Consider the following 23,441-nt stretch of genomic DNA (forward strand, 5'->3'; position numbering starts at 1 on the left):
ATAACAAAAAATCCACTCCGAAGAGTGGACCTTTCAAAAGATAAAAACTATTAATCAACACCATTTGACACAGAGCCATGAAAAAACACCCGATGAAAGCGTGTGAAACTGGCTTTCATAAATGTATAAGGGCCAAAAAAATCCCGTTCGCGACAGGCCGCGCGAACGGGATTCAATAACGTTTCTATGGCTTTCTAAGAGTTTATTAGAACTTCGATTCATTTTCTAATAAACTCTCATGAAATAACACTGCTTTTCACAGTTTTATTTCACAATATTTTTAATGACGGTTTGGCCGCCCATGTACTTGACCAACGCATCAGGGATCTTAACACTGCCATCAGCTTGTTGGTAGTTTTCCAAAACAGCGGCTAATGTCCGGCCAACCGCTAATCCAGAACCATTTAAGGTGTGGACGTAATCAACGGTGCCATCAGCTTTGCGATAACGGATCATCGCGCGCCGGGCTTGGAAGTCCCAGCAGTCGGAGCAAGAGCTGATCTCGCGGTACTTGTTTTGGGCAGGCATCCAAACTTCGACATCGAAGGTCTTACGGCTGGAAAAGCCGGTATCACCGGTGGAAAGGACGATCACATGGTATGGCAAGCCGAGTTCCCGCAAGACTTCTTCAGCGTTTTGGGTCATCTTAGTCAATTCATCCATGGACTCTTCCGGCTTGGCGAACTTCACCATTTCAACCTTGTGGAATTGGTGCATCCGGATCAAACCACGGGTGTCACGGCCGGCAGAACCGGCTTCGGAACGGAAGCAAGGACTCATGGCAGTGACGTAGATCGGCAAGTCTTCTTCTTTGAGAATCTCTTGGGCGTAGTAGTTGGTCAGCGGCACTTCAGCCGTTGGGATCAGCGTCATACCAGTACTTTCAACGGTGTAGACATCTTCTTTGAACTTCGGGAATTGGCCGGTACCAAACATGGTGTTGGCGTTGACCAAATATGGCGGGATGATCTCGGTATAGCCTTGTTTGCGGTGCAAATCGAGCATGAAGTTGTAAATTGCCCGTTCCAAACGTGCGCCATCGCCGACATCATAGACGAAGCGGGCACCGGAAACCTTGGCCGCCCGGTCAAAATCAAGGATCCCCAAATTGCCGCCGACGTCCCAGTGATCCAGCGGCTTGAAGTCGAATTCAGGGATCGCGCCCCACTTGCGGACTTCTTTGTCACTGTCTTCATCCGGGCCGACAGGTAAGGAATCATCAGGGATATTTGGCAAGCGGACCGCCACATACTCCAGCTCATCGGCAACTTTCTTTTGCTCTTCTTCAAGTGCTTTGATCTTCACGTTGGTCGCTTTGAGTTCATCGATGTTGGCTTGCCATTTTGGATCGTCTTTAGCCAGTTTCTTCATGGCTTCAGTGGCTTGGTTCTTGTCGCGCTTCAAGGCTTCCATTTCGGTGATCAGCGTCCGGTTTTGCGTGTCGAGATCGAGGTAATGGTCGATTTCTTCAGGCTCAACGCCGCGTGTGGATAGGCGTTCTTTGACGTAATCAGGCTGCTTGCGAATAATATTAGGATCAATCATGTTTTCCCACTCCTTTGAGATATAAAAAAGCGCCCCAGAGCCATCGGCTCTGGGGCGCATTGCAACTGCAACACACGGTACCACCCAGATTAGGTGCGTGATCACACCCATCTCAGTACTGTCTACTTGATGCGAGCAGTGGATTCAACCGTTAAACAGACTGACTCACACCAACCGTCAGCTCTCTGGAGTGTCGCTCGATTTACTATTTGCTCTCGTAGATCTTGCATCAAGAATATATGCGCCAAAACCGAATGTCAACCGTTTCCGGATAAAGAAACATCGCAAGCAAATGCCAATATACCGGCATTGAGACCGCTTTTTTTGCCGAACAGGGGTCAGCTGAGAGAAGCCCGTGAAGGCGCGGATTTACGCTGCTAATACGACTGTTCGCCAATATTAAACGCGGGTCAAAAGCGGCGTACCAGCGGCTCAGTCCCCGTTTTGGCAACCGATTAGCCGGTGGAACCAAGGATTTTGTGAAACCGTTTTCCGGGGATGCCAAAAGGCGCTGGCGGTTCACCAAAACACCAGTCTAAAAGTTGTGAAATTTATGGAAATAATCGAATTAAATAACAACGAGTTTCTAATTTTTAAACGCCTGTTAACGAATCGTGATACACGAGCAAGGGCGTAGTGAGCTTGGCGGCGACTGTTTCAGCTGATAGTTGCAACCTGTACCAGTTTAATTGACATAAAGCCGCGGCGACGCCTGCATTAGAAAAAAATTCAACGAAATCGACGAGATTGTGAACTAAATCACTTCTTTCTTGATACTTGCAGCTCACTGCCAGCGGCATCCATAGTTAAGCACAAGTGCGGTCTTTGATGAGGGGTGCTGTTGCAGCTTTTCCTGCTATCTGTTGAAATAGCGGCATTTTTGCGCCTGACACGCGAAACGGATCGCCAAAAACTGTGATCAGCGATGACGGCACTTGCCAGCCGCAACTGAGAAGATCAGCTCTGGATGCCGGTGTTTTGGCCGCACGATCGGTCCCTTCCCAACCAGTAAAAGTGAGCCATTTGGATCGAGCCCACAAAAAAAGCGCACTCGTCTGTGCGTTTTTTGGTGGGCCGTTAATAGCGGCGCCCTAAGATATCCAAGCTGCGAAGCTGGTCATCCATTAATGCCACATCTGGCAAGTGCGCCCAGCGCGAGAAGCCATTTTTGTTGAACAGGCCTAAACTGGGCGTGTTGTGCGCAAAAATGAACGCCACTAACGTGTTGATGTCTAAGCGCGGCAGTTGCGTGGCGACAAAGTCTAAGGCTTGCTGCCCTAAGCCTTGGTGGTGAAAATGGGTATCGATGTAGATGCTGATCTCAGCGGTGTGCTGATAGGCAGGACGGCCGTAAAAGTCTTCTAAGCCGACCCAGCCGGCGAGCTGTCCTGCCACCATGATCTTCCACAGCGGCCGAGTATGCGGGTCATATGCCGCAAACCAGGCTTGTTTGGAGGCCACGCTGACCGGTTGTAAGTCGGCAGTCGCCAGTCGCCCTGGAATCGCTTGATTATAGATCGCAACGATCGCCGGTAAGTCTTGGGATGTTGCTTCTGCAAAAGTCGTCGTCATCATCGCCTCCTCGAAATTGTTTCTATCTTAGCGCATTACGACGATGTTGGCGAATTTCGCCCTGTTGCCGCACGCTAATCAGCGCTATATTAGTAGGTATGGCTTAAGGGCAGTGCCCTTTTTAGAAAGAGGAATCAAGGTTGAATAAGAAAAATGTCATCATCGTCACGGCTGCATTACTATTATCCAACGCGATGAGCGGCTTAGATAATACCATCGTCAATACGGCGTTGCCGGCGATCATTGCGGATCTGCACGGCTTGGAGTTAATGGGATGGATCGTGGCGATCTTTTTGTTGGGTACCGCGGTGTCCACGCCATTATGGAGCAAGCTCGGCGAGCGGCTGGGCAATCGCCGCGCCTATCAGTTTTCCGCGTTACTGTTTGTGTTAGGGAGTTTATTGCAAGGCTTAGCCCCTAACATGGTGACGCTGATCGTGGCCAGAGCGGTGGCAGGGATCGGCAATGGCGGCATGATCTCGCTGCCTTACATCATTTATGCACAATTATATGCCAACCCGCGCAAACGCATGCAAGTGCTGGGGCTGGTATCGGCCAGTTATTCAACGGCAACGATCATTGGCCCGCTAGTTGGTGGGGCGATCGTCGATACTTGGTCGTGGCATTGGGTCTTTTACTTGAATGTGCCGATCGGGTTGGTGTCGGCGGTGTTGGTCCAGCTGTTTTTTCACGAACAGCGCCAAACACCACGAGCAGCCAAAGTCGACTATCTGGGCGCAACGTTGTTGACAGTGGGCTTGATCGCGTTATTAGCGGCGATCGAAATGATCGGTTCCACCGGGAGTGCCTTCGTGATCGGCTTGCTGGTCTTGGCGCTGCTGTGTTTAGGCGGATTGACCCAAGTGGAAAAGCATGCCGCAGACCCGATCATCCCGGGACGCTTGTTCAAAGATCCTGCTTTGGTCGTTGATTTTGTCTTATTTGCCTTGATCTGGGGCGCGTTTATGGGCTTTATCGTGTATGCACCGATGTGGGTGCAGGCATTGTTAGGCGTCAGCGCTTTGATCGGCGGGTGTACGCAGATCCCCGGCTCGTTTACCAACTTCTTAGGCTCTGGCTCGTCAGCGCCGCTGCGCCGGCGATTATCGCCTCAACAAGTGATCTTGATCGGGGTGTTAACGTTGAGCGTGACCTTTTTGATCATGGTGTTGGTCAATGTGCATGCCCCTTATTGGGCGATATTGGTCGCCGGGATCTTTCAAGGTTATGGCAACGGCTTGTGTTTTAGTGAGTTGCAAGTCAAAGTGCAAACCGATGCAGCCAAGCCTGATGTACCAGTGGCGACGAGCTTCAGCTTCTTGATCCGCATGCTCAGCCAAACGCTGACAGCGGCAGTTTATGGCTTGTTGATGAACCACGCTTTGAGACAAGGCGTGGCGGCTAGCGCTGGGCGGATCACGATCAAAATGATGAATAACTTGTCCAACGCCCAAAGCAATCGCACCTTGCCGCAGGCGTTATTGCCGCAAATGCGCGCCATCATGTACACCGGTTTGCACCACATCATGGGGTTGGGACTGGCATTGATGGCTTGTGCGCTGGTCGTGAACTTATGGGCCCTGCGCCGGGAGCGCATGCGCTTAGCCAAGCGATGAACGCAATAATTTTGGACAAAAACTTATATTTTAGTGGAAAATTGTTTTGATTGTGAGTATAATAATCTTGTTCCGTTAAATCTTAAAAAAATTTGCTCAAGTTCGGAGATTTTTTCCGAGCATACGACCCGCACATGAGAGAGACATGTTGGGGTCGTTTTTTTTGTTTATGAGGCATTACCACTGGAGGTGAAGGCGTGTATACCGTGTTTGCACAACCAAAGTACGCGATGATGAAGCCGACTGACGCGCCGATCGGGTATGAATTATTCATTCGGGTGTGGCGCGATGGCCAATGGGATTATCCGCGTCCGTTTGAATTGATCGGAGTCGTCACGCTGAACCGTTTGTTGCGCCAAGCGATCGCAGCGATGCCGCCAAGTATTGAGTTATTATCTTTCAACTTGGAGCAAGCGCAATTCATCGACCCGGCCTTCACCAGTATGATCGCCAGCGTGCAGCGGTCCACGTCGATCCGGCTGTATACAGAATTGACCGAACGCTTGGGTGTTGGGGTGACGGCAACGCAATTGCTGGCAGCGGCCAAGCGGTTTGCCGCGTGCGGGTTAGCGGTATGCATCGATGACGTCGGCACCGGGCAGAATTCGCCAGCGTTAGTGATGATGCTGAATGACTATATTGCCGAGTACAAGTTCGCGTTTCAAAACTTCCGTCCGCTGGATTCGGTGACGGTGCTGAAGCCGCAGCTGGAATTTTGGACGGGACTAGCGCAGCGTCAACGTAAACTATTGGCTTGGGAAGGCATTGAATCAACCGTTGAATTGGCATTGTTACAGGCGCGTTTTCCAGGGGATCTTTTGCAAGGCTTTTTGTTTGCCAAGCAAGCGCGGTTGGAAACTGTCGCCTATACGCCACAGTCTGTCAGCGGCGATCGCTAAAGCCAAAAAGCGGCAGCGGCAATCACTGTTTTTGGCCTTGGCATCGGCGAAACCGGCGGCGACGTTTGACCGGGTAGAGGCGGTGCGGTTGGGGCCGATCGATTAAATATCAACAAATAATTTTCGCAGATTTTAACTGTGCGGCTGCTGCTGATGTGTGGCAGCCCAAACAACCATAACCATTGCAATAGCAACTTGCTCAAGTTCGCTTTGGCGAGCATACGACCCGTGCATGAGAAAGTCATGCTGGGGTCGTTTTTTGCTAGCAGGCTGTAGGAGGCGTAGGAATGTTCCGGTTTTTTGGTCAACCAAAGTTCGATCTGGATCCTAAACATCAAGATCCGATCGGTTATGAATTATTTATTCGGGAATGGCGTGATGGACAATGGCTGTTGCCTGAAAATTTTAGTGCGCTTTCAGTCGCGATCATCGAGCCCTTGTTGGTGCAAACGATCGCGGCGATGCCAAGCAAAGTGCAGATGCTGTCGTTTAATCTGGAGCAGGATCAATTTATTGACCCGGCGTTTTTGGCCATGGTTTTGCGGGTCGAACAGCATGCGTCGATCCGGTTATTCATTGAATTGACCGAGCGCCTGGCCCCAGGCGTGCATGAAGACCAATTGGTCCAAGCGGCCAAGCGGTTTGCCGATCACGACTTATTAGTGTGCATCGATGACGTCGGCACCGGGCAAAACACCCCAGAAATGGTGGTGCGGATGAATGATTCCGTCGCGGAGTATAAATTTGCCTTGCAAAACTTCCGCCCCTTTGCCGCGATTGCCGAGCTCGCGCCAGAGTTGGATATGTGGTATGCCATGGCCCAAAAAGAGCATAAGATGCTGGCGATAGAAGGCATTGAAACCCCTGAGGAGCTGGCGTTGATCCGCCGACAATATCCATGTGATGTGGTCCAAGGCTACTTGCTGGGCAAACCGGCTTTGATTTGAAGTGTGACCATTAAGTTATGGCTGTCCTGATTATTTTAGAAATTATGTCAATTTAATTGTGCCACTGACTGCCATTGCGACTATAATAAGAGGTGTAGAAAGTGACTAAGCAATGGAGGTAATTGAATTATGGCAGCAGTAGCAGAGAAGACATTAGTGTTGGACAAGACGATGGCTGAAGTATTCGATTGGAGCGACAGCGACACGCCGGTTCGCGACGCGCTTTGGAACTTCTACATGGAACAAAACAATCACGACACCATTAAGACTGAAGAACAAATGAAGCCATTGCTGGATCAAAGCGATGACGAGGTGAAGGCATTAGCCGAGAAGCTGTTAAAGAAGTAATTGACAGCTTGGCGTGAATCCGTTAGCATGAAATCAAATTAAACCGCTATTAGATCGTGTTGTCGTCGGGCACACGGTATAGGCAACCGTTCCATGATCGTAGGCACAGCATTTTTTGCTGGAAGATCGTGGGACGGCTGCCTTTTTGTTTGAAGCAGGCAGGAGGAAGTCATGTTAGCTGTTTATTTGCGCGGGATGCTGATCAGCATCGCGTTAGTCAGTTCGATCGGGATGCAGAATTTATTTGTCTTTAATAGTGCCATGAGCAATCGCTTGCGCCGGGCGCTGTTGATCGCCGGTTTTGTGTGGTTGGCCGACACGGCGCTGACGGTGGTCGCGTTTTTGGGGATGGGGGCGTTGATCACCCGCTGGCAATGGCTGAAATTGCTGATCTTACTGATCGGCGGGGCCATCGTGATGTGGATGGGGGTCGGGATCATTCGCGGCGCCAGCCAAAGTGCCATCGGCAATGACCACAAGCTGATGCCGTTAAAAGAAGCGTTCACTGGGGCGTGGGTCGTCGCGTTTGCGAATCCCCAAGCGATCATTGATACCAGTGTTTCTTTTGGGGCGATGCGCAGTACCTTGGCGACTGGGCAAGTGGTGCCATTTTTACTGGGGATCTTGACGAGTACCGCCTTATGGTTTTTCGGTGTGACCATAGTCATTGGGACGTTGAAAAATCGCTTGCCGCGCCGCTTTTTACTGTGGGTCAACTTGATTTCCGGGACGATCGTCTTTGTTTATGGGGCGACTTTGATCTGGCATGCGGTAAAATTGATCCAGTAGCCGATAATGGAGGAAAAAGCGATGCAACCACCAAAATTAACACCGGAATTGACGGCCCATGCGCTGGCTGATTGGCCGAGTGATGACCCTTATTTACAAGGGGTCATGATCGACGGCGGCAGCCTCGATGACACCTGGCGCCATCATCCAACGATCGAAAACAGCCGCGTGACGCATGGCGACTTCACTGCGCTGCAGGCTGAGCGCTTTGAAGCCAGTGATGTGGTGTTTCGCAATTGTGACTTTGCCAATGTTGATTTGAGCCATGCTGCCTTTTATCGTGTGGTTTTTGAGCAATGTCGGTTCACTGGGACGGATTTGACCGGCGCTTATTTGCGTGATGTCAGTTTTCAAGGCTGTCAAATGGCGCTGGCATGGCTGCCGGAAGTGACGGCTAAAACCGTGCATTTTACCGATTGCCGCTTGGCCGGAGCCGAGTTCAGCCGGGGCAAATTCACGCAATTACGGCTGGTCCACTGTGACCTTGAAGGGCTAGGGCTATTGGGCCTAAAGTTGAAAGGCTGGGACTTGACCAGCTGCCAGTTTGACGCGATCGGCGCGGATGTGACTGGGCTGGCCGGGCTTAAAGTCACCGCCTTGCAAGCAGAAGCCTTAGCGCGGCGCTACTTAGGGCTGACGGTCAAGCCGTCATCTGATTAAAGTAGTGTCCGCTGGTGCCGCGGTGCGCTATAATGGCGGGATAGAGCATATTAAGCTCATGTTGCATGAGTAAGCTGAGGAGGAAACTGGATTGAGTCAAAAGCGCAAGGCGGTGTCTTTGGCCGGGATGTTGATCACATTAGGGATCGTCTATGGCGATATCGGGACCAGCCCGTTATATGTGATGAACGCGGTGATCGGTGACGCTGGCAAAGTGGGGGCATTGACACCAGATTATATTATCGGCTCAGTTTCGCTGATTTTTTGGACGTTGATGTTGCTGACGACGATCAAGTACGTCTTGATCGCGATGCAAGCGGATAACAAGGGTGAAGGCGGGATCTTTGCGCTGTATGCCTTGGTACGCCATCGCGGGCGGTGGCTGGCCGTGCCGGCATTGATCGGCGGCGCCGCGCTGTTGGCCGATGGGACGCTGACGCCGGCGGTCACGGTGACGTCTGCGATCGAAGGACTGAAAGGGCAGCGCTTTGGCGAGTTTATCTTCAGCGACTCGCAAACCGTGGTGATGCTGATCACCGCGGTCATCATCTTAGGGATCTTTTTGATCCAGCGCTTTGGGACGTCCAGCATTGGAAAACTGTTTGGACCGGTAATGCTGTTGTGGTTCTTATTCTTAGGGATCGCCGGTGCGCTGCATTTGACCACGCATTTGGATATCTTAAAGGCCTTTTCGCCGGTGTATGCGGTGCAGATCTTGTTTAGCCCAGACAATAAAGTCGGGATCTTCTTGCTGGGGAGCATTTTCCTGGCGACGACTGGGGCTGAAGCATTGTATTCAGATATGGGCCATGTCGGCAAAGGCAACATCTACCGGACTTGGCCGTTTGTTTATGCGATGTTGATGCTCAATTACTTCGGGCAAGGCGCTTGGCTGTTGAACCACTATCAAGACGCTGCGTATCGCAATTTGGCGACGATCAATCCGTTTTACACCATGCTGCCTGACGGGATCCGGCCCATCGCGATCGTGCTGGCGACTTTTGCGGCGGTGATCGCCTCGCAAGCGCTGATCACCGGGTCGTACACGCTGGTCAACGAAGCGGTCGGGTTGAAGTTCCTGCCGAAGATGACGATCCGCCACCCTAACAACACCCGCAGCCAGATCTATATTGGGTTGATCAACTGGTTCTTGTGCGTCGTGACGTTAGGCGTCGTTTGGTACTTTAAGACCTCTGAACATATGGAAGCCGCATACGGGCTGGCCATTACGATGACCATGCTGATGACGACGTTATTGCTGTATGAATTTCTCAGTGCGCGCTGGTCGCGGGCGCGCGCGGCGCTGTTTGCCGGCTTTTTTGCGGTGATCGAAGTGATTTTCTTGGCAGCTAGTTTGACCAAGTTCATCAAAGGCGGCTATATCACCTTATTGATCATGGTGTTGATCTTGATGCTGATGATCGTGTGGTATTTCGGCAACAAGTTCCGCGAACGTTACCAAGATGAAAGCGAATATGTCACCTTGACGGACTACTTGGAGCAATTGCAAACTTTGTCCGCTGATGAGTCGGTTCCGCTGTTGACCACGAACTTGGTTTATATGACCAAGGTCAAAGCCGGTTATCGCCTCAAGCGTACGACGATGTATTCGATCTTAGATAAGCAGCCTAAGCGGGCGAAAGTGTATTGGTTCGTGACGGTCAACGAAACCGATTCGCCTTGGGAAATGCGGTATACGGTTGACATGATGCATACCGATAATGTCGTGTCGGTCCAGCTGTATCTCGGCTTTCGCTGCTCGCAACACGTCAACGTGTACATTCGGCAGATCATCAACGATTTGTTAGATGAACATGTGCTGCAGCCGCAAGCGCCGACGTATTCGACGATGAAAACTCGCCGCGTCGGGGATTTTCGCTTCGTGATCATTGGCGAAAAACCAGCCGGGTTGTTGAACGCCGATGCGATCCCAGCTTGGCAAAAACGGCTGATCGGCGGGCGCTTGTGGTTGCAAAATATCACCACTTCGCCGGCGCAATGGTATGGCTTAGAGTTTTCTGAAGTGATCGAAGAATCGGTGCCGCTGTTCATTCAAAGACCTAAGCAGCCGCGGTTTACCACGTTTAAAGTGATCAATCAAAAAGGGGTCAACGATCACGCTGACCAGTGAGTTTAGGCTTTGCCAAAAAAGTGCCGCTGTTGCTTGCAATAGCGGCACTTTTTTAGTGTGCAGCGGATTGTTGAGCAGATTCTTTGACCTTTGAATGGAGATGGGGATAATACGAGTTAGGTAAGGAGGGGATGAAAATGCAGATGAGTTTAGTGGTGCCGGTTTATGATCTCGGCAGCTATTTTCAACCGATGCTGGCCACTTTGGCCCAGCAGACGGCGGATTTTGAATTGTGGTTAGTCGATGATCATTCACAAGACGGCTCTGCAGCAGTCGCAGCTGAGTTTGTCTTGGGCCACCCAGATTGGCATGTGCTGCGCTTGCCGCATCACGCGGGGATCTCAGCGGCGCGCAACGCGGGGTTGGCCCGTGCTAATGGTGAGGCGATCGCTTTTGTGGATGGGGATGACTTATTAGCGCCAGATTTTGTGGCGACTTTGGCTGCCGGCTTTGCGCAATCAGAAGTGATCGGCACCAGTGTCGGTTATCGGTGGTGGCATTCAGGCCCGGTGACCAAAACCCCGTGGCAATATCTTGATCAGCCGACGATGTTTGATCAAGTCTCACATCACGGCACCGAAATCGGCGGGTATGTTTGGAACAAAGCGTTTTTGCGGCAGGCGATCGGCGATTTGCGTTTCGATGAGACTTTGCGCTTGGCAGAAGATTATTGGTTCACCGCCAGTTTTGTTGCCCGCAACCCAGGCATTTATGCCCATGCCCCGCAAGTGCGTTACACGAAAGTCTCACGCCCGCACAGTACCATTCATTCTGCTGGGTTTGCGGCCCGCCGACAAGAAGATGAGGTCTTTGAGCGAATCCGCAAACTTGAACGCCAATTGCACTAAAAAAGCAGGCAGCGCCTGCTTTTTTCATGGACATGGGTTTAAAAGAGTTGCAAGACCCCAACAACGACGATCGGGACTGCCAGTGCCGGCAACAGGTTCAAGGTCTTGATCGGCTTTAAGCCAAGGATCGAAATGCCGGAAGCTAAGATCAAAACGCCGCCAACGATGCTTAATTCAGTGATCATGGCCGCAGAAATCGCCCCTTGCATCGCTTTAGCCAGCAAGTAGATACCGCCTTGCCAGCAAAATAAGACTGGCGCGGCGATGATCATGCCAATACCAAAGCTGGCGGCTAAAACCGTGCTGGTGACGGCATCCAGCATCCCGTTGGTCAATAGCATCGTGATGTCGCCTTTTAGCGCTGCCGTGATCGGCCCGACGATCGACAAGGTGCCGATGCAATACAATAAGATCCCGGTGGCGAGTCCTTGGGCGAGGCCGTTTTGCCCTTGATGCTTGGCCAAAATGCGGTTGAAGCGGCCGTCAAGATCGAGCCAAGCGCCGATCAATGCGCCAATGGCGAGACTGGCGATGAATAAAACCGGATATTTGGAATCCGGCATGTGCGTGAGGGTCGTGTTTAACCCAATGGCGATCACCGCTAAGCCCAACGCCTCCATCAGCATCGCATGGGTGCTGGGTTTTAAGCCTTTGCGAAAAATGCTTCCCAAACAGCTGCCTAAGATGATCATTGCCGTGTTAAAAATTGTTCCGAGCATAATAGCCTCCATGAAGGATCGATGTGACTAGAATACCCTTGGTACTAGGGGCGCTGTCAAGCACCAAGTAAAACCGAGATTTCAGAAAACCCCTGGTGTTCAAGGCCCATATCGCTTACAATGGCACAAAACGCACTTGGTGTGCCGACACCAGAAAGGAGGCCATTATGGCTGCACAACCTAGTGTGATCATTAGCCAAGATCTCTCCGGCATCGGGCAAGTCTCTTTAGGCGTGGCGCTGCCATTGATCGCGGCAATGGATTTTAACCCGTTCACGCTGCCTACAGCGTTGTTGTCAACGCATACCGGCGGGTTGGGAGACAATACCTATTTAGACTTATCTGCGCAAATGCCGGCGATCTTGACGCATTGGCAAAGCCTCGCGCTGCAGCCGGCGGGCTTATTGCTGGGGTATTTGGGGCAAAAGGCGTTGGCAGTTTGGCAAACGTGGCTGCCGCAGTATCAAACCGTCTTAGTGCGGGTGATCGATCCGGTCATGGCCGACCATGGCCGGTTGTACCAAGGGTTTGATGAGCAGTATGTGGCGGCGATGCGCACCTTGGTCCAACACGCGACCGTGATCACGCCTAATCCCACCGAAGCGGCCTTATTGCTAGGCGAAACCGCGCCGCGCAAGCCGTTGACAGCCGCTGCTGCGCAAGGCTTAGCCAGTCGCGTTGCCAAGCGCTTTGCCGTGGCGGTGGTGTTGACCGGGGTGGCGTTAACGACTGGCGAATTAGGGGTCGTTGGCGCCCAGCCGCAGGCGCCGCCGTGGTGTTTGACCACGGCGAAGCTGGCCGGGCATTATTTTGGCACTGGGGATATTTTTGCCAGTGTCTTGTGCGGCGCCATGCTGCGCGGTATGGCGTTGCCAGCAGCTAGCCGCTTGGCGATGACGTTTGTTTCTAAAGCGATCACCACGACACTGGCAAGCGGAAGCGATGGGCGCTTAGGCGTCGATTATGCGGCCGGGTTGCCGTGGCTGTTAGCACAATTACCACAAAGGGGGAGAAAAAATGCAACGGACTAGTAATTTACGCAAACTCGTCTTCACCGGCTTGTTTGCTGCTATCATTTTTATCGGGATCTCGATGTTGCGGATCCCATTGCCGGCATTAGTCGGGAAACCATTTATTCATTTTGGCAACACCTTGATGGTTTTGGCGATTTTATTTCTAGGCGGCGGTTATGGGTTTGTCGCCAGTGCGATCGGCTTAGGCGGGTTTGATCTGCTCAATGGCTACGCCGCCACCAGCTGGTTGACGGTGTTGGAATGTGCAGTGATGGCGATCGTCGTTTCCAGCTTGTTCAAAGCGTTCAAAGGCGCTAAGCGGCCTTTGAGCGTCGGCCAGATCATTACCATCAGTGTCACCGCCGGGGTCACGAAGGTGATCACGTCATATTTGGTATCGATCGTGGAAGCGCTGATGGTGGGCACGAGTTTTAAAGTGGCGATCGTGGCCAGCTTTTTGAGCTTGACCAGTGCGGCGATCAACGCCGTTTCCACAGCGATCGTCGTGCCGATCTTGTATCTGGCGCTGCGCGGGGCATTCAAAAATCGCGTGTGATCACCATGGACCAATCAAGCAACGGCGAATGCCGCTGTTTTTTTTGACCCAGTTTTCACCGCGCCGCCGTGACAAATCGCAATTATGGCTTGCTTTTAGGGGTCAATGCGGTAGGTTAAAAGCAAGCAGTATTGAGGAGGAGATGGCATGAATTGGACGGTGATCAAGGCGATCGTTTCGATCGTCATCGCGTTGAATGTCATTGCGTCGATTTTTACGGTATTTCGCGAACGCCGTGATATCGCCGCGACTTGGGCATGGTTATTGGTGTTGAACTTCTTGCCGCTGGTCGGGTTTTTGCTGTATGCGTTTTTTGGCCGCAAGCTGAGCCACCGGCAGCTGGATAAGATCAGGGCCCAACCGAATGCGGAATTGACTGAAGCCTTGCAACAGCAGCGCGCGTCGATCCCGCCTTATTCGCCAGCAGATTCGCATACAGACGCATCGGTGAAAAATATGATCGAATTGTTTCAAAACATCGATAACGCCTTTGTGACGACCAACAACCAAAGCGCCATCTTTACCGATGGGCCGCAATTGTTTGCGGATATGCAAGCGGAGATCCGCCAAGCGCAACATCATGTCTACATCGAGTTTTATACGTTTTATGCCGATCAGCTCGGAACAGAATTGTTGGCCACGCTGATTGAAAAAGCCCGAGAAGGGGTCGATGTCCGGATCTTGTATGATTCATGGGGGTCCATGGGTGCGCGGGCGGCGTTTTTCCAGCCGTTGCGTGATGCCGGCGGGTTTGCCGAACCGTTTTTAGGGATCCATTCGAATCTTTTGGACTTTCGCTTGAACTTCCGCAATCACCGCAAGATCGTGGTGATCGATGGGTGGACCGGCTATATTGGCGGGTTCAATGTTGGCGATCAATATGTTGGGCGGGATCAGAAGTTTGGCTATTGGCGCGATACCCACTTGAAACTTGAAGGCGATGGGGTCTTGGCGCTGCAGCAGCACTTCATCCAAGATTGGGATGCAACTGTCGATGCGCATCGCTTGGATGTTAACCAGACCCATTTTCCCAAACATAATCACGGGTTAGGCCAAACCATGGTCCAAATCGTGACCAGCGGCCCGACCAGCGACTTAGAGCAAATCAAGTTAGGGTATTTGCGCATGATCAATTCCGCCCGGGAGCATTTGTATATTCAAAGTCCATATTTGATCCCGGATGATTCGGTGATGAATGCCCTGCGCAGTGCGATCCACTCTGGCGTCGATGTGCGCATCATGGTGCCGCATATGCCAGACCATGCGTTCGTGTATCGCGCAACGCAATATTATGCGCGTTTGCTGGCCGAAGATGGCGCGAAGATCTATTTTTATCAAAATGGATTCATCCATGCCAAAGTGATCACCATCGATGATACGATCAGCTCGGTGGGTTCGGCGAATATGGATTTTCGCAGCTTCAAGTTGAACTTTGAAGCCAATGCGTTCGTTTATGACCGCCCGGTGGCGCGGCAATTGCGGGAGATCTTCTTGGCAGATATCGCCAAAAGTACCTTGGTCACCGCCGCTGATTTTCAGGCGATGTCGTTATGGCTGCGCTTCAAGCAAGCCTTTTCGCGCTTGTTATCACCGATCTTGTAGGGGTACACTATTAAGCATAAGAAGGAGTGCTGCTCGTGAAAATCACGCGTTCTCAAGCGATCCGGTACGCCGTGATCGGGGCTTTGTTTTTGATTTGTTTGGTGTATCCTGCTCAGTTATTTGCTGGCTTTCAAGCGTTATATCAAGTGGTACTGCCATTAGTGCTTGGTGCGGCATTGGCGTTTTGTATCAACTTGTTGTGCGTGCGGCTGGAAAAATGGTTTTGGCCGCATGCCCAAGCCAAGTGGCCTCAGCGGCTCAGGCGCCCGGCGGCGATCTTGATGGCATTGGTGTTGATCGTGGCGATCATTGCCTTGGTGTTGCGGCTGGTGTTGCCGCAATTTATTACCGCCATCGACGGGTTTTTCAGCAGCGTGCCTAAGACGTTGAATCAGTTGAATCATTGGCTGACTAAATCTGATCAGGCCAATGCCTTGACCAAACAGCTGGCTAGTGCCAAGATCGACTGGGCCAGCATTCAAGCCAAGGTGATGAAATATGTTTCATCTGGGATCTCCGGTTTGTTTTCGAGTTCGATCTCGTTGTTTGGCAACTTGGCTTCTGGTGTCTTCAACTTTATTTTGGCCTTTACGTTTGCGATTTATCTGGTCAGTGGCAAAGAACGCATCCGCAGCCGCCTCAACCGCGTTTGCGACGCTTTTTTACCGCGGCAGGCGATGACTAAGATCCGCTATGTCCTGCAAGTGGCCAATGAAATGTTTTCGAGCTTCATTGTGGGCCAAGTCACTGAAGCGTTCATTTTAGGCACGTTATGTGCGTTGGGGATGCTGTTGTTCCGCTTTCCTAATGCCGTATCGATCGGCGCATTAGTGGGGATGGCGGCTTTGATCCCGATGGTCGGCGCCTTTATTGGCGGCACGGTCGGGTTTGTCTTGATCGCCGTTTCCAGCCCGATGCAGGCAGTGTTGTTTGTGGTTTTTCTGATCTGTTTGCAACAGCTCGAAGGCAATTTGATCTATCCGCGCGTGGTCGGCGGCTCGATCGGCTTGCCAGGGATCATCGTCTTGGCTGCGATCACCATCGGCTCTGGTTTAGGCGGGATCATTGGCATGCTGCTGGGAGTGCCGATCGCTGCCACGGCTTATCGCTTGATCCGCAATGCGACTTGGAAAAAAGAAGGCCGCCTGTAGTACCGCTGGCATTGACGCCGGCGGAGCGTTGAATTTGGCATTGACTTTTTGTCAGTGGCTGGCTATATTAACCGTAACCGAAGATCAGACGATGATGGAAAGAGTAGACGTTTTTGCGGGGTCCAGCGACTGCCGATAGTGGAAGGGCAGCAACTGCATGGCGTTGAAGATGAATCCGGAGTCTCGCCAGTAGTGCAAGCTGCAAGCGCGCGTGGGCGCGATAACCCCCTTAGGCATGAATGTGCCGAATAAGGCCGCCAACTGCGGCGAATCTGGGTGGTACCACGGTGAAAATCGTCCCTTGCGTCAAGCGACGCGAGGGGCGGTTTTTTTCGTCCCGCGGCTTTTGGTCATTGATCGTCACTTAGTCAGCAGAAAAGGAAGTTACGCTATGAGTCAATTTCAAGCAAGTAATACGTTAACATTTGGCAATGCCAATGCCCCACATCAAGTTTGGGCAGTGTTAAACTTAGGCTGTTCTGATACCCGCGACTGGTTCAATGCGCATTTTGACGCTTTGGAAAAAGCCGTTGCGGCAGGCCGAGTACAATTGCACATCCAATTTTGGAGCAAGCAAAAGGTGCCGTTAGTCAGCGGCAACGTTGCTAATGCGTATATTGATTATCATGATCCTCAAGCGGCTTTGGCATACACTAAGGCGGTTTTTGCCGATCAAGACGCGCTGAAAGCAGCGCCTGATGTGCGGGCGTATCTGGAACAGACTTATGGGGTAACGCGCAATCCGCAAGCTGAATTAGTCGATGCGCAAGTCGCCGAGGCGATCGCTGCAGCCGGCATCACCAGTGTGCCGACGATTGTTTATGATGGCCAATTATACTTTGATGAGACACTGGCAAAGCTGCCGGAATTTTGATCGCGGCGCAATGACACGCGGGATTTATTGACTAGGCCATTTTCGCGATAGAGGGTATAATGGGCATGATGAGGAGGCGGAGATTATGGATGAAACATTCAAAGAAAAGGCGCTGGTACAATTAGAACAGGTGATCGATCCGGAGCTGGGTGTCGATATCGTTGATCTCGGCTTAATCTATGACGTGGCGTTAGATGATGCAGGAGTTTGCGTCGTCACGATGACATTGACGATCATGGGCTGCCCATTATCAGATATGTTGAGCGAAGATATCGACAACACCTTAAGCGCCTTGCCAGAGGTCAAAGAAGTCAAGATCAACCTCGTGTGGGAACCCGCTTGGTCTGTCGATAATCTGTCTCGACAAGCAAAGATCATGTTAGGGATCCACTGATCGCTTCACGGCTAAACGCAATCAACGACTAGCCATATAGACGCCTTGGGACCCGATCCGGTTTAGGATCGCGGTGCCAAGGCGTTTTTGTCTTGGGCCCAGGTGTTGGCAGCAAGCAGCTGCTTGCGGCAAAAGCGTGAAGCAGGCAAAAATACCCATGGCCGGTGATCCAAACTGCGAATCACCGGCCATGGGTATTTTGAGGCGGTTAAAATGGGGTGGTGCTTAAGGGGACGGGTTCGCCTAAGTAAAAGCCTTGGACGAGGTGGCTCGGATGGGCGCTGACGAGCTGCTCGATGTCGGTGAGCGATTCGATGCCGGCAATATCAAAGTATTTGTGATTATGCAAGGCGCGTTCAGCCCAAAAATCGAAGCGGTCTTTAAGATCGGTGGCACTGTTGAAGGTCCGCAGATTCTGGAGGCCAAACTTGTAAGTCGTCACATAAGGCGTCAAGGCTTCAACTAGGCCAGGTAAGTTGTTGCCTGACCCCACATCATCGATACACACCGCGATCCCAGCGTCATAATAGCGCTTGGCTGCGGTGACGATCGCAGTATTGTCGATGGCCGGATCATGGCGTTCAGTAAGTTCAACGGTCAAGGTGACCGCTGTGGTCGCTTGCACTTTGATGATCGCATTAAAAAAAGCGGGGTCGACAAAGTGCATGCGTTCCAGATTAAACGAGATCTGTACCGCTGAATCAGGAATGGCGCTTAAGGCATCGCGCAGATGATCCTCAAACTCAGCCGGCGGTAATTTGGTAAAGTCTTCTGGCAATAGCCATTGGCCAGCCACATGCTGGCGAATCAATAATTCATAGCCGACAGGCGCCTTATCTAGCGTTTCGGCAGCAAACTTTGGCTGTCCGTAAAACGTAATCATGCTTGGTTTCCCCCATAGTACGGCCGCTTGTACCGCACATGCTGATCCTAATCAAAAATTATAATGTCAATCTTAACCCGGAGTGACTCGCTGGTCAATCGGGAAATAGGCGGGTCTGATTGGCACACCAGCGCCTTGGCGGCGGGTACTGCTGTCAATGAGCGCTTCGTCCAACATTATACGCCCAAATGAGTGTGTTTTTCCGACGATGGCCGATATTTTTAAGCGGTTGCAAGCCCTTAATACACCTTGCCGGAAAACGGTTGATAGTACAAGCGCGCAAAGTTGAAATCCGCTAGTTTTGCAAGGGGCAAGACCACTGTGGCGCCCATTGCCGGCATGAGGTTCAAATCCCGCGTCAAGGTGTCAGGCAGCACTAACACGACGGGCTTGTGGCAGCCATACGCATACCCTAGCTCCCATAAGACGCCAGGATCAGAGTTTGCCAAGGCGGGGTCATAGATCGCCACGACTAAGTCACTGGCATTGATCCCGGCGACATCGGCGTTAAACGTGGCCAGCTGCCATTCTGGATCGGCTAACATCTCCGGATGGGTACTTAAGGTCCAATCTTTGTAGGTGTGGTTTTTAGGCATGAAGCTATTGTCCCAATCGAGCGTGGGGTTGGCTTGCAGCTTGGTACAAGCGGTATCGAGCATGGCAACTTGCGCTGGGTTGAACCAGCTGGAGGCGATGTAAGCAGTTTTCATGGCGATGAGGCGCAGCTTTGAGCAAAAGCGTTGCGCCGTGCTCCCTTCTTTTTCATGGCTGAATTTCAGCGGTTGCTTATAGTTTAGAGGAAAATGCCGGTGATGGCGAACTATTTTGTCACGCTTGGCCGCAATTTGAGGCAAACCTATTGATACCGGTAACAAGATCGCGGCCGCGCCTGCTTTTGCAAACGCTATCGTGATACGCTAGGGCCAAAGAAATGGAGGCAGTTATATGTTGAAACACTGGTGGCAAGAAGCGGTCGTCTATCAGATCTATCCACGGTCTTTTCAAGATAGTAACGGCGATGGGATCGGGGATCTGCAAGGGATCATTCAGCGCTTGGATTATCTCAAAGCACTGGGGGTGACGGTGCTTTGGCTGAATCCGATCTATCAGTCGCCAAATGATGATAATGGGTATGATATTAGTGATTACACCAAGATCATGACCGATTTTGGCACGATGGCAGATTTTGAGGCGTTGTTGCAAGCTGCGCATGCCCACGGTTTGAAGCTGGTGATGGATCTGGTGGTCAACCATACTTCTGATGAGCACCCTTGGTTCATCGAAAGCCGGCAAAGCAAGGACAATCCTTACCGGGATTACTACATTTGGCGCGATGGTCAAAACGGCCAAGCGCCTAATGGCTGGCAGTCGTTTTTCTCCGGTCCGGCGTGGACGTATGATGCGCAAACCGCGCAGTATTATTTACACCTGTTTTCCAAAAAACAACCTGATTTGAACTGGGCGAATCAGGCGGTCCGCCAAGCGATCTACCAGATGATGCGCGGGTGGTTGGATAAGGGCATCGATGGGTTTCGCATGGATGTCATCAATATGATCGCCAAACCGGCAAACATCGAAGCCGCGACGGCCTTGCCGCGCAATGGTGAACATGTGCATGAGTATCTGCAAGAGATGAATCGGGAGGTCTTGTCTAATTATGACCTCATGACTGTCGGCGAAATGGATGGCACGACGCCGGCCATGGCGCTGCAATATGCGGGTTTTGAGACCCATGAACTGAACATGCTCTTTCAATTTGAGCATATGCAAATCGATTGTGATCCAGAATTAGGCAAGTGGCGGCCGCATCAGTGGTCGTTGCCGACCCTCAAAGCGATCATGTCCAAGTGGCAAGTCGCCTTAGACGGTCAGGCGTGGAATTCGTTGTACTGGAATAACCATGATCAGCCGCGGGTGGTGTCGCGCTTTGGCGATGATCGGCCCCAATATCGCGTCTTGTCGGCGAAAATGCTCGGCGCGGTGTTACACTTTTTGCAAGGCACGCCGTATATCTACCAAGGTGAAGAGCTGGGGATGACCAACGTCGCTTTTGCGTCTTTGGATCAGTACCGCGACATTGAGACCTTGAATGCCTATCACGCGCTTGTTGATAGCGGACAAGTGGCACCAGCTGAGATGATGGCGGCGATCCATCATAGTTCTCGGGATAATGCCCGCACCCCGATGCAATGGGATGACAGCGCCAATGCTGGCTTTACTACCGGCACGCCTTGGCTGGCGGTCAACCCAAATTACCCCACGATCAATGCGGCAATGGCGCAAGCAGATCCTGACTCGGTTTGGCATTTTTACCAACAAATGAATGCCTTGCGGCGGCAATATCCAGTGATCACTTATGGACATTACCATTTATTGGATCCAGACGCGAAGACGACTTGGTGTTATCAGCGGACCTTGGATGCACAGCGGCTGGTCGTGGCGGCTAACTTCACCGCCAGCCCGCAGCCGGTACCCAAAGCGGCCCAGACCAATTATCGGCAATTGCTGGGAAATTACCCGCCGACAGCGGCGCAAACCATGCGGCCATATGAAGTCCGTGTGTTATTTAACGCGTAAAGCAAAGCGGCTCTTGAATGAGCCGCTTTTTGCATGGAGTGCGCTTTGCTAAAGGCCTAGACTGGATTGCACCGGATGAAAATGCCGGCATGACAAGGCGTCAGACTGTTTATTAAATTTAAAGAAGTATTGACACATCGTTTTGTAATGTTTAGTATCGTACATATCAACCGCTTACTAACGGTAACAAAGGAGATGGTTTCATGTGTCCGTGCATGTGTGTGATGCATCAGCAAACGAATAGGAGGCAACGGAATGGACTGGACCGTGATCGCTCGAAGCTTGCCGCAATTTACGGCGGGTTTTTGGCTGACACTGAAACTCTCCGCGATCGGAATTCTCGGTTCGCTAATCGTCGGTGCGCTCGTTAGTTTAGCGCAGTATTTCAAACTGCCAGGGTTACGGCAGCTTGCGACGGTCTACATCGAGATCTCACGTAATACCCCGCTGCTTGTGCAACTCTTCTTCATTTACTATGGCTTACCAGGCCTGGGTGTGAAGTTGAGCGCGACCGTCAGCGGGGTTTTTGGTTTGATGTTTCTCGGTGGCAGTTATATGGCAGAAGCATTTACCAGCGGATACAATGCGATCAGCAAAGGTCAACTGGAATCTGGCCGGGCATTGGGACTCACCAATGTGCAATTAGCACGGTATGTGGTGGTTCCGCAAGGCTTGGCGGCTTCAGTGCCGGCGTTGGCGGCAAACGTGATTTTTTTGATCAAAGAGACTTCGATCTTCACCGTGATCGCGATCCCAGAGCTCACGAACACGGCGCTTGATCTGATTGGGTTATATTATCGCAGTAACGAGTACCTGTTCGTACTTGTTGTGGCGTATGCCATTATCTTGATCCCATTGTCAGTGGGATTGACATGGCTGGAAAGGCGGGTACGGTATGGCACATTCGGGAATTGATCTTTTGTTCCAAGGCCAAAACTTCGCCCGCTTCTTGCAAGGCTTTGGGGTGACATTGCGCGTCGCCGTGATCACCTTGGTGATCGGCGGCGTCTTAGGGGTCGTGTTAGGGGCCTTGCGCACCCTGAACAACCGGCCATTGCAAGTGATCTTGCGATTATATCTGGAGATCTTCCGGATCGTGCCGACTGTGGTGTTGCTATTCGTGGTGTATTACATCGTGCCGCAAGTTTTTCACTTGGAAATGAGTGGCGAAATGGTCGCGATCGTGACCTTCGCCTTATGGACCGGGGCAGAAATGTCAGACATTGTCCGCGGCGCTTTGATCGCCGTGCCGAAGCATCAAGTCGAGTCTGCTCAAGCGCTGGGGTTGAATCGCTTGCAGCAATTCCGGTACGTCTTATTGCCGCAAGCCTTGCCAGTGGCTTTGCCAGGGACGATCAATTTGGCCACGCGGATCATCAAGACCACTAGTTTGTTGTTGATGATCAGCGTGATGGATATTGTCAATGTCGGTCAGACGTTAGTCGAAGCCAACGGCCACAAGCATCCGGCCTTTGCCTTTTGGGTCTATGGCATCATGTTTATCATGTATTACATCTTGTGTGCACCGCTATCGTGGTGGGCCAAGCGCATCGAGAAGCAAAGATTGGAGCGAAGCAATGGCTGAAGCGTTATTGAGTGTACGCCACTTGGAAAAAGCGTACCAAAAAAATGTGATCTTAAAAGACATCAGTTTTGACGTTCATAAAGGCGAAGTCGTCGCGTTGCTTGGTCGCAGCGGCTCTGGGAAAAGTACCTTGATCCGCACGCTCAATGGGCTGGAACCTTTTCAAAAAGGGGAATTGACGTTTGCCGGGCAAACGATCGTCCCCAATGCCGCGACTTGGCTGCAATTACGGCAAAAAATCGGGATGGTGTTTCAAAGCTATGACTTATTCCCAAATTTAACAGTGTTGGATAACATCTGTTTAGCGCCGACTAAAGTGGCCAAACGCCCGCGGGCACAAGTGGCACCAGAAGCCAAAGAATTGCTTGCCAGCGTCGGGTTAGCCGAATTCGCTCAGCGTTATCCGCGCCAGCTGTCCGGCGGTCAAAAACAGCGTGTGGCGATAGTCAGGGCATTGGCGATGCATCCGGAAATGATGTTGTTTGATGAAGTGACCGCCAGCTTGGATCCGGAAATGGTGCGCGGGGTCTTGGACATGATGGTTGATTTGGCCAAACAAGACATGACCATGATCGTGGTCACCCATGAAATGAATTTTGCCCGCCAAGTCGCCGATCGCATCTTATTTTTGGATGATGGGCTGATCACCGCAGACACCACCGCAGAAGCTTTTTTCACCGCACCACCGACAGCATCGGCAAAGGAATTCTTAGCCAGCATGAATTTTTAATA

The 23,441-nt window shown here is 51.6% G+C and carries 23 protein-coding genes; 18 read left to right on the forward strand and 5 right to left on the reverse strand.

Going from position 1 to position 23,441, the window contains the following annotated elements; all coding sequences use genetic code 11:
• Positions 1 to 264 precede the first annotated feature (264 nt).
• Both serS and EKM91_RS07245 read right to left on the reverse strand, forming a co-directional pair.
• Positions 265 to 1,545, reverse strand: coding sequence for a serine--tRNA ligase (gene serS / locus EKM91_RS07240; protein WP_125751983.1), 1,281 nt, complete (start codon positions 1,543 to 1,545; stop codon positions 265 to 267).
• Between the two features lie 1,077 nt (positions 1,546 to 2,622).
• The gene (locus EKM91_RS07245) at positions 2,623 to 3,117 is read right to left on the reverse strand and encodes a GNAT family N-acetyltransferase (RefSeq protein ID WP_125751986.1); all 495 of its coding nucleotides are present in this window, start codon (positions 3,115 to 3,117) and stop codon (positions 2,623 to 2,625) included.
• A gap of 140 nt (positions 3,118 to 3,257) precedes the next feature.
• On the opposite strand from EKM91_RS07245, the gene EKM91_RS07250 reads away from it, so the two are divergent.
• The 8 genes from EKM91_RS07250 (at position 3,258) to EKM91_RS07285 (ending at position 11,355) form a co-directional block, all read left to right on the forward strand.
• On the forward strand, positions 3,258 to 4,733 hold the full coding sequence (locus EKM91_RS07250; RefSeq protein ID WP_125751987.1) for an MFS transporter: 1,476 nt from the start codon (positions 3,258 to 3,260) through the stop codon (positions 4,731 to 4,733).
• 197 nt (positions 4,734 to 4,930) lie between these two features.
• Positions 4,931 to 5,632, forward strand: a complete 702-nt coding sequence (locus tag EKM91_RS07255; RefSeq protein ID WP_125751990.1) for an EAL domain-containing protein — start codon at positions 4,931 to 4,933, stop codon at positions 5,630 to 5,632.
• 287 nt (positions 5,633 to 5,919) lie between these two features.
• Entirely contained in the window at positions 5,920 to 6,579 is a 660-nt protein-coding gene (locus EKM91_RS07260) for an EAL domain-containing protein (RefSeq protein ID WP_125751993.1), read from the forward strand.
• Between the two features lie 129 nt (positions 6,580 to 6,708).
• Complete coding sequence (locus tag EKM91_RS07265; protein ID WP_125751996.1) at positions 6,709 to 6,927, forward strand: P8 family protein; 219 nt, start codon at positions 6,709 to 6,711, stop codon at positions 6,925 to 6,927.
• A 171-nt stretch (positions 6,928 to 7,098) separates the two neighbouring features.
• Positions 7,099 to 7,716: a LysE/ArgO family amino acid transporter gene (locus tag EKM91_RS07270; RefSeq protein WP_125751999.1), complete on the forward strand. Its 618-nt coding sequence runs from the start codon at positions 7,099 to 7,101 to the stop codon at positions 7,714 to 7,716.
• Between the two features lie 21 nt (positions 7,717 to 7,737).
• Complete coding sequence (locus EKM91_RS07275; protein WP_164508498.1) at positions 7,738 to 8,376, forward strand: pentapeptide repeat-containing protein; 639 nt, start codon at positions 7,738 to 7,740, stop codon at positions 8,374 to 8,376.
• A gap of 127 nt (positions 8,377 to 8,503) precedes the next feature.
• A complete protein-coding gene (locus EKM91_RS07280) occupies positions 8,504 to 10,507 on the forward strand; it encodes a KUP/HAK/KT family potassium transporter (RefSeq protein ID WP_125752131.1) in 2,004 nt (667 codons plus the stop codon).
• A 137-nt stretch (positions 10,508 to 10,644) separates the two neighbouring features.
• Positions 10,645 to 11,355, forward strand: a complete 711-nt coding sequence (locus tag EKM91_RS07285; protein WP_379895833.1) for a glycosyltransferase family 2 protein — start codon at positions 10,645 to 10,647, stop codon at positions 11,353 to 11,355.
• A 38-nt stretch (positions 11,356 to 11,393) separates the two neighbouring features.
• Here the strand turns inward: EKM91_RS07285 and EKM91_RS07290 are convergent, their stop codons facing one another.
• Positions 11,394 to 12,074, reverse strand: coding sequence for a DUF554 domain-containing protein (locus EKM91_RS07290; RefSeq protein WP_125752008.1), 681 nt, complete (start codon positions 12,072 to 12,074; stop codon positions 11,394 to 11,396).
• Between the two features lie 167 nt (positions 12,075 to 12,241).
• Here EKM91_RS07290 and EKM91_RS07295 point away from each other — a divergent pair, with 167 nt between their 5' ends.
• From EKM91_RS07295 to EKM91_RS07320, 6 genes are all read left to right on the forward strand, one after another.
• Positions 12,242 to 13,105 (forward strand): pyridoxamine kinase, encoded by an 864-nt coding sequence (locus EKM91_RS07295; RefSeq protein ID WP_125752011.1) that lies wholly within the window; start codon positions 12,242 to 12,244, stop codon positions 13,103 to 13,105.
• Positions 13,092 to 13,643: an ECF transporter S component gene (locus EKM91_RS07300; RefSeq protein WP_125752014.1), complete on the forward strand. Its 552-nt coding sequence runs from the start codon at positions 13,092 to 13,094 to the stop codon at positions 13,641 to 13,643. The genes EKM91_RS07295 and EKM91_RS07300 overlap by 14 nt, the downstream gene beginning before the upstream one ends.
• Before the next feature lie 147 nt (positions 13,644 to 13,790).
• The gene (cls, locus tag EKM91_RS07305; RefSeq protein WP_125752017.1) at positions 13,791 to 15,245 is read left to right on the forward strand and encodes a cardiolipin synthase; all 1,455 of its coding nucleotides are present in this window, start codon (positions 13,791 to 13,793) and stop codon (positions 15,243 to 15,245) included.
• A 35-nt stretch (positions 15,246 to 15,280) separates the two neighbouring features.
• The gene (locus tag EKM91_RS07310; protein WP_125752020.1) at positions 15,281 to 16,396 is read left to right on the forward strand and encodes an AI-2E family transporter; all 1,116 of its coding nucleotides are present in this window, start codon (positions 15,281 to 15,283) and stop codon (positions 16,394 to 16,396) included.
• 391 nt (positions 16,397 to 16,787) lie between these two features.
• A complete protein-coding gene (locus EKM91_RS07315) occupies positions 16,788 to 17,270 on the forward strand; it encodes a thioredoxin domain-containing protein (protein WP_164508499.1) in 483 nt (160 codons plus the stop codon).
• 85 nt (positions 17,271 to 17,355) lie between these two features.
• Complete coding sequence (locus EKM91_RS07320) at positions 17,356 to 17,664, forward strand: metal-sulfur cluster assembly factor (protein WP_125752027.1); 309 nt, start codon at positions 17,356 to 17,358, stop codon at positions 17,662 to 17,664.
• A gap of 208 nt (positions 17,665 to 17,872) precedes the next feature.
• Here EKM91_RS07320 and EKM91_RS07325 read toward each other — a convergent pair whose 3' ends face one another.
• Both EKM91_RS07325 and EKM91_RS07330 read right to left on the reverse strand, forming a co-directional pair.
• Positions 17,873 to 18,547, reverse strand: coding sequence for an EAL domain-containing protein (locus EKM91_RS07325; protein ID WP_125752030.1), 675 nt, complete (start codon positions 18,545 to 18,547; stop codon positions 17,873 to 17,875).
• A 239-nt stretch (positions 18,548 to 18,786) separates the two neighbouring features.
• Entirely contained in the window at positions 18,787 to 19,257 is a 471-nt protein-coding gene (locus EKM91_RS07330; protein WP_125752033.1) for a nucleoside 2-deoxyribosyltransferase, read from the reverse strand.
• A gap of 235 nt (positions 19,258 to 19,492) precedes the next feature.
• Here EKM91_RS07330 and EKM91_RS07335 point away from each other — a divergent pair, with 235 nt between their 5' ends.
• The 4 genes from EKM91_RS07335 to EKM91_RS07350 all read left to right on the forward strand — a co-directional run bounded on the left by EKM91_RS07335 (position 19,493) and on the right by EKM91_RS07350 (position 23,439).
• Entirely contained in the window at positions 19,493 to 21,124 is a 1,632-nt protein-coding gene (locus EKM91_RS07335; protein ID WP_125752036.1) for a glycoside hydrolase family 13 protein, read from the forward strand.
• A 255-nt stretch (positions 21,125 to 21,379) separates the two neighbouring features.
• Positions 21,380 to 22,039, forward strand: a complete 660-nt coding sequence (locus EKM91_RS07340) for an amino acid ABC transporter permease (RefSeq protein WP_125752039.1) — start codon at positions 21,380 to 21,382, stop codon at positions 22,037 to 22,039.
• Positions 22,020 to 22,709, forward strand: coding sequence for an amino acid ABC transporter permease (locus EKM91_RS07345; protein ID WP_125752042.1), 690 nt, complete (start codon positions 22,020 to 22,022; stop codon positions 22,707 to 22,709). Before EKM91_RS07340 ends, EKM91_RS07345 begins: the two co-directional genes overlap by 20 nt.
• Positions 22,702 to 23,439 (forward strand): amino acid ABC transporter ATP-binding protein, encoded by a 738-nt coding sequence (locus EKM91_RS07350; protein WP_125752045.1) that lies wholly within the window; start codon positions 22,702 to 22,704, stop codon positions 23,437 to 23,439. Before EKM91_RS07345 ends, EKM91_RS07350 begins: the two co-directional genes overlap by 8 nt.
• Positions 23,440 to 23,441: the final 2 nt, after the last annotated feature.

Source organism: Lacticaseibacillus baoqingensis, from assembly GCF_003946165.1.
In the GTDB taxonomy this organism is placed as follows: Bacteria; Bacillota; Bacilli; order Lactobacillales; family Lactobacillaceae; genus Lacticaseibacillus; species Lacticaseibacillus baoqingensis.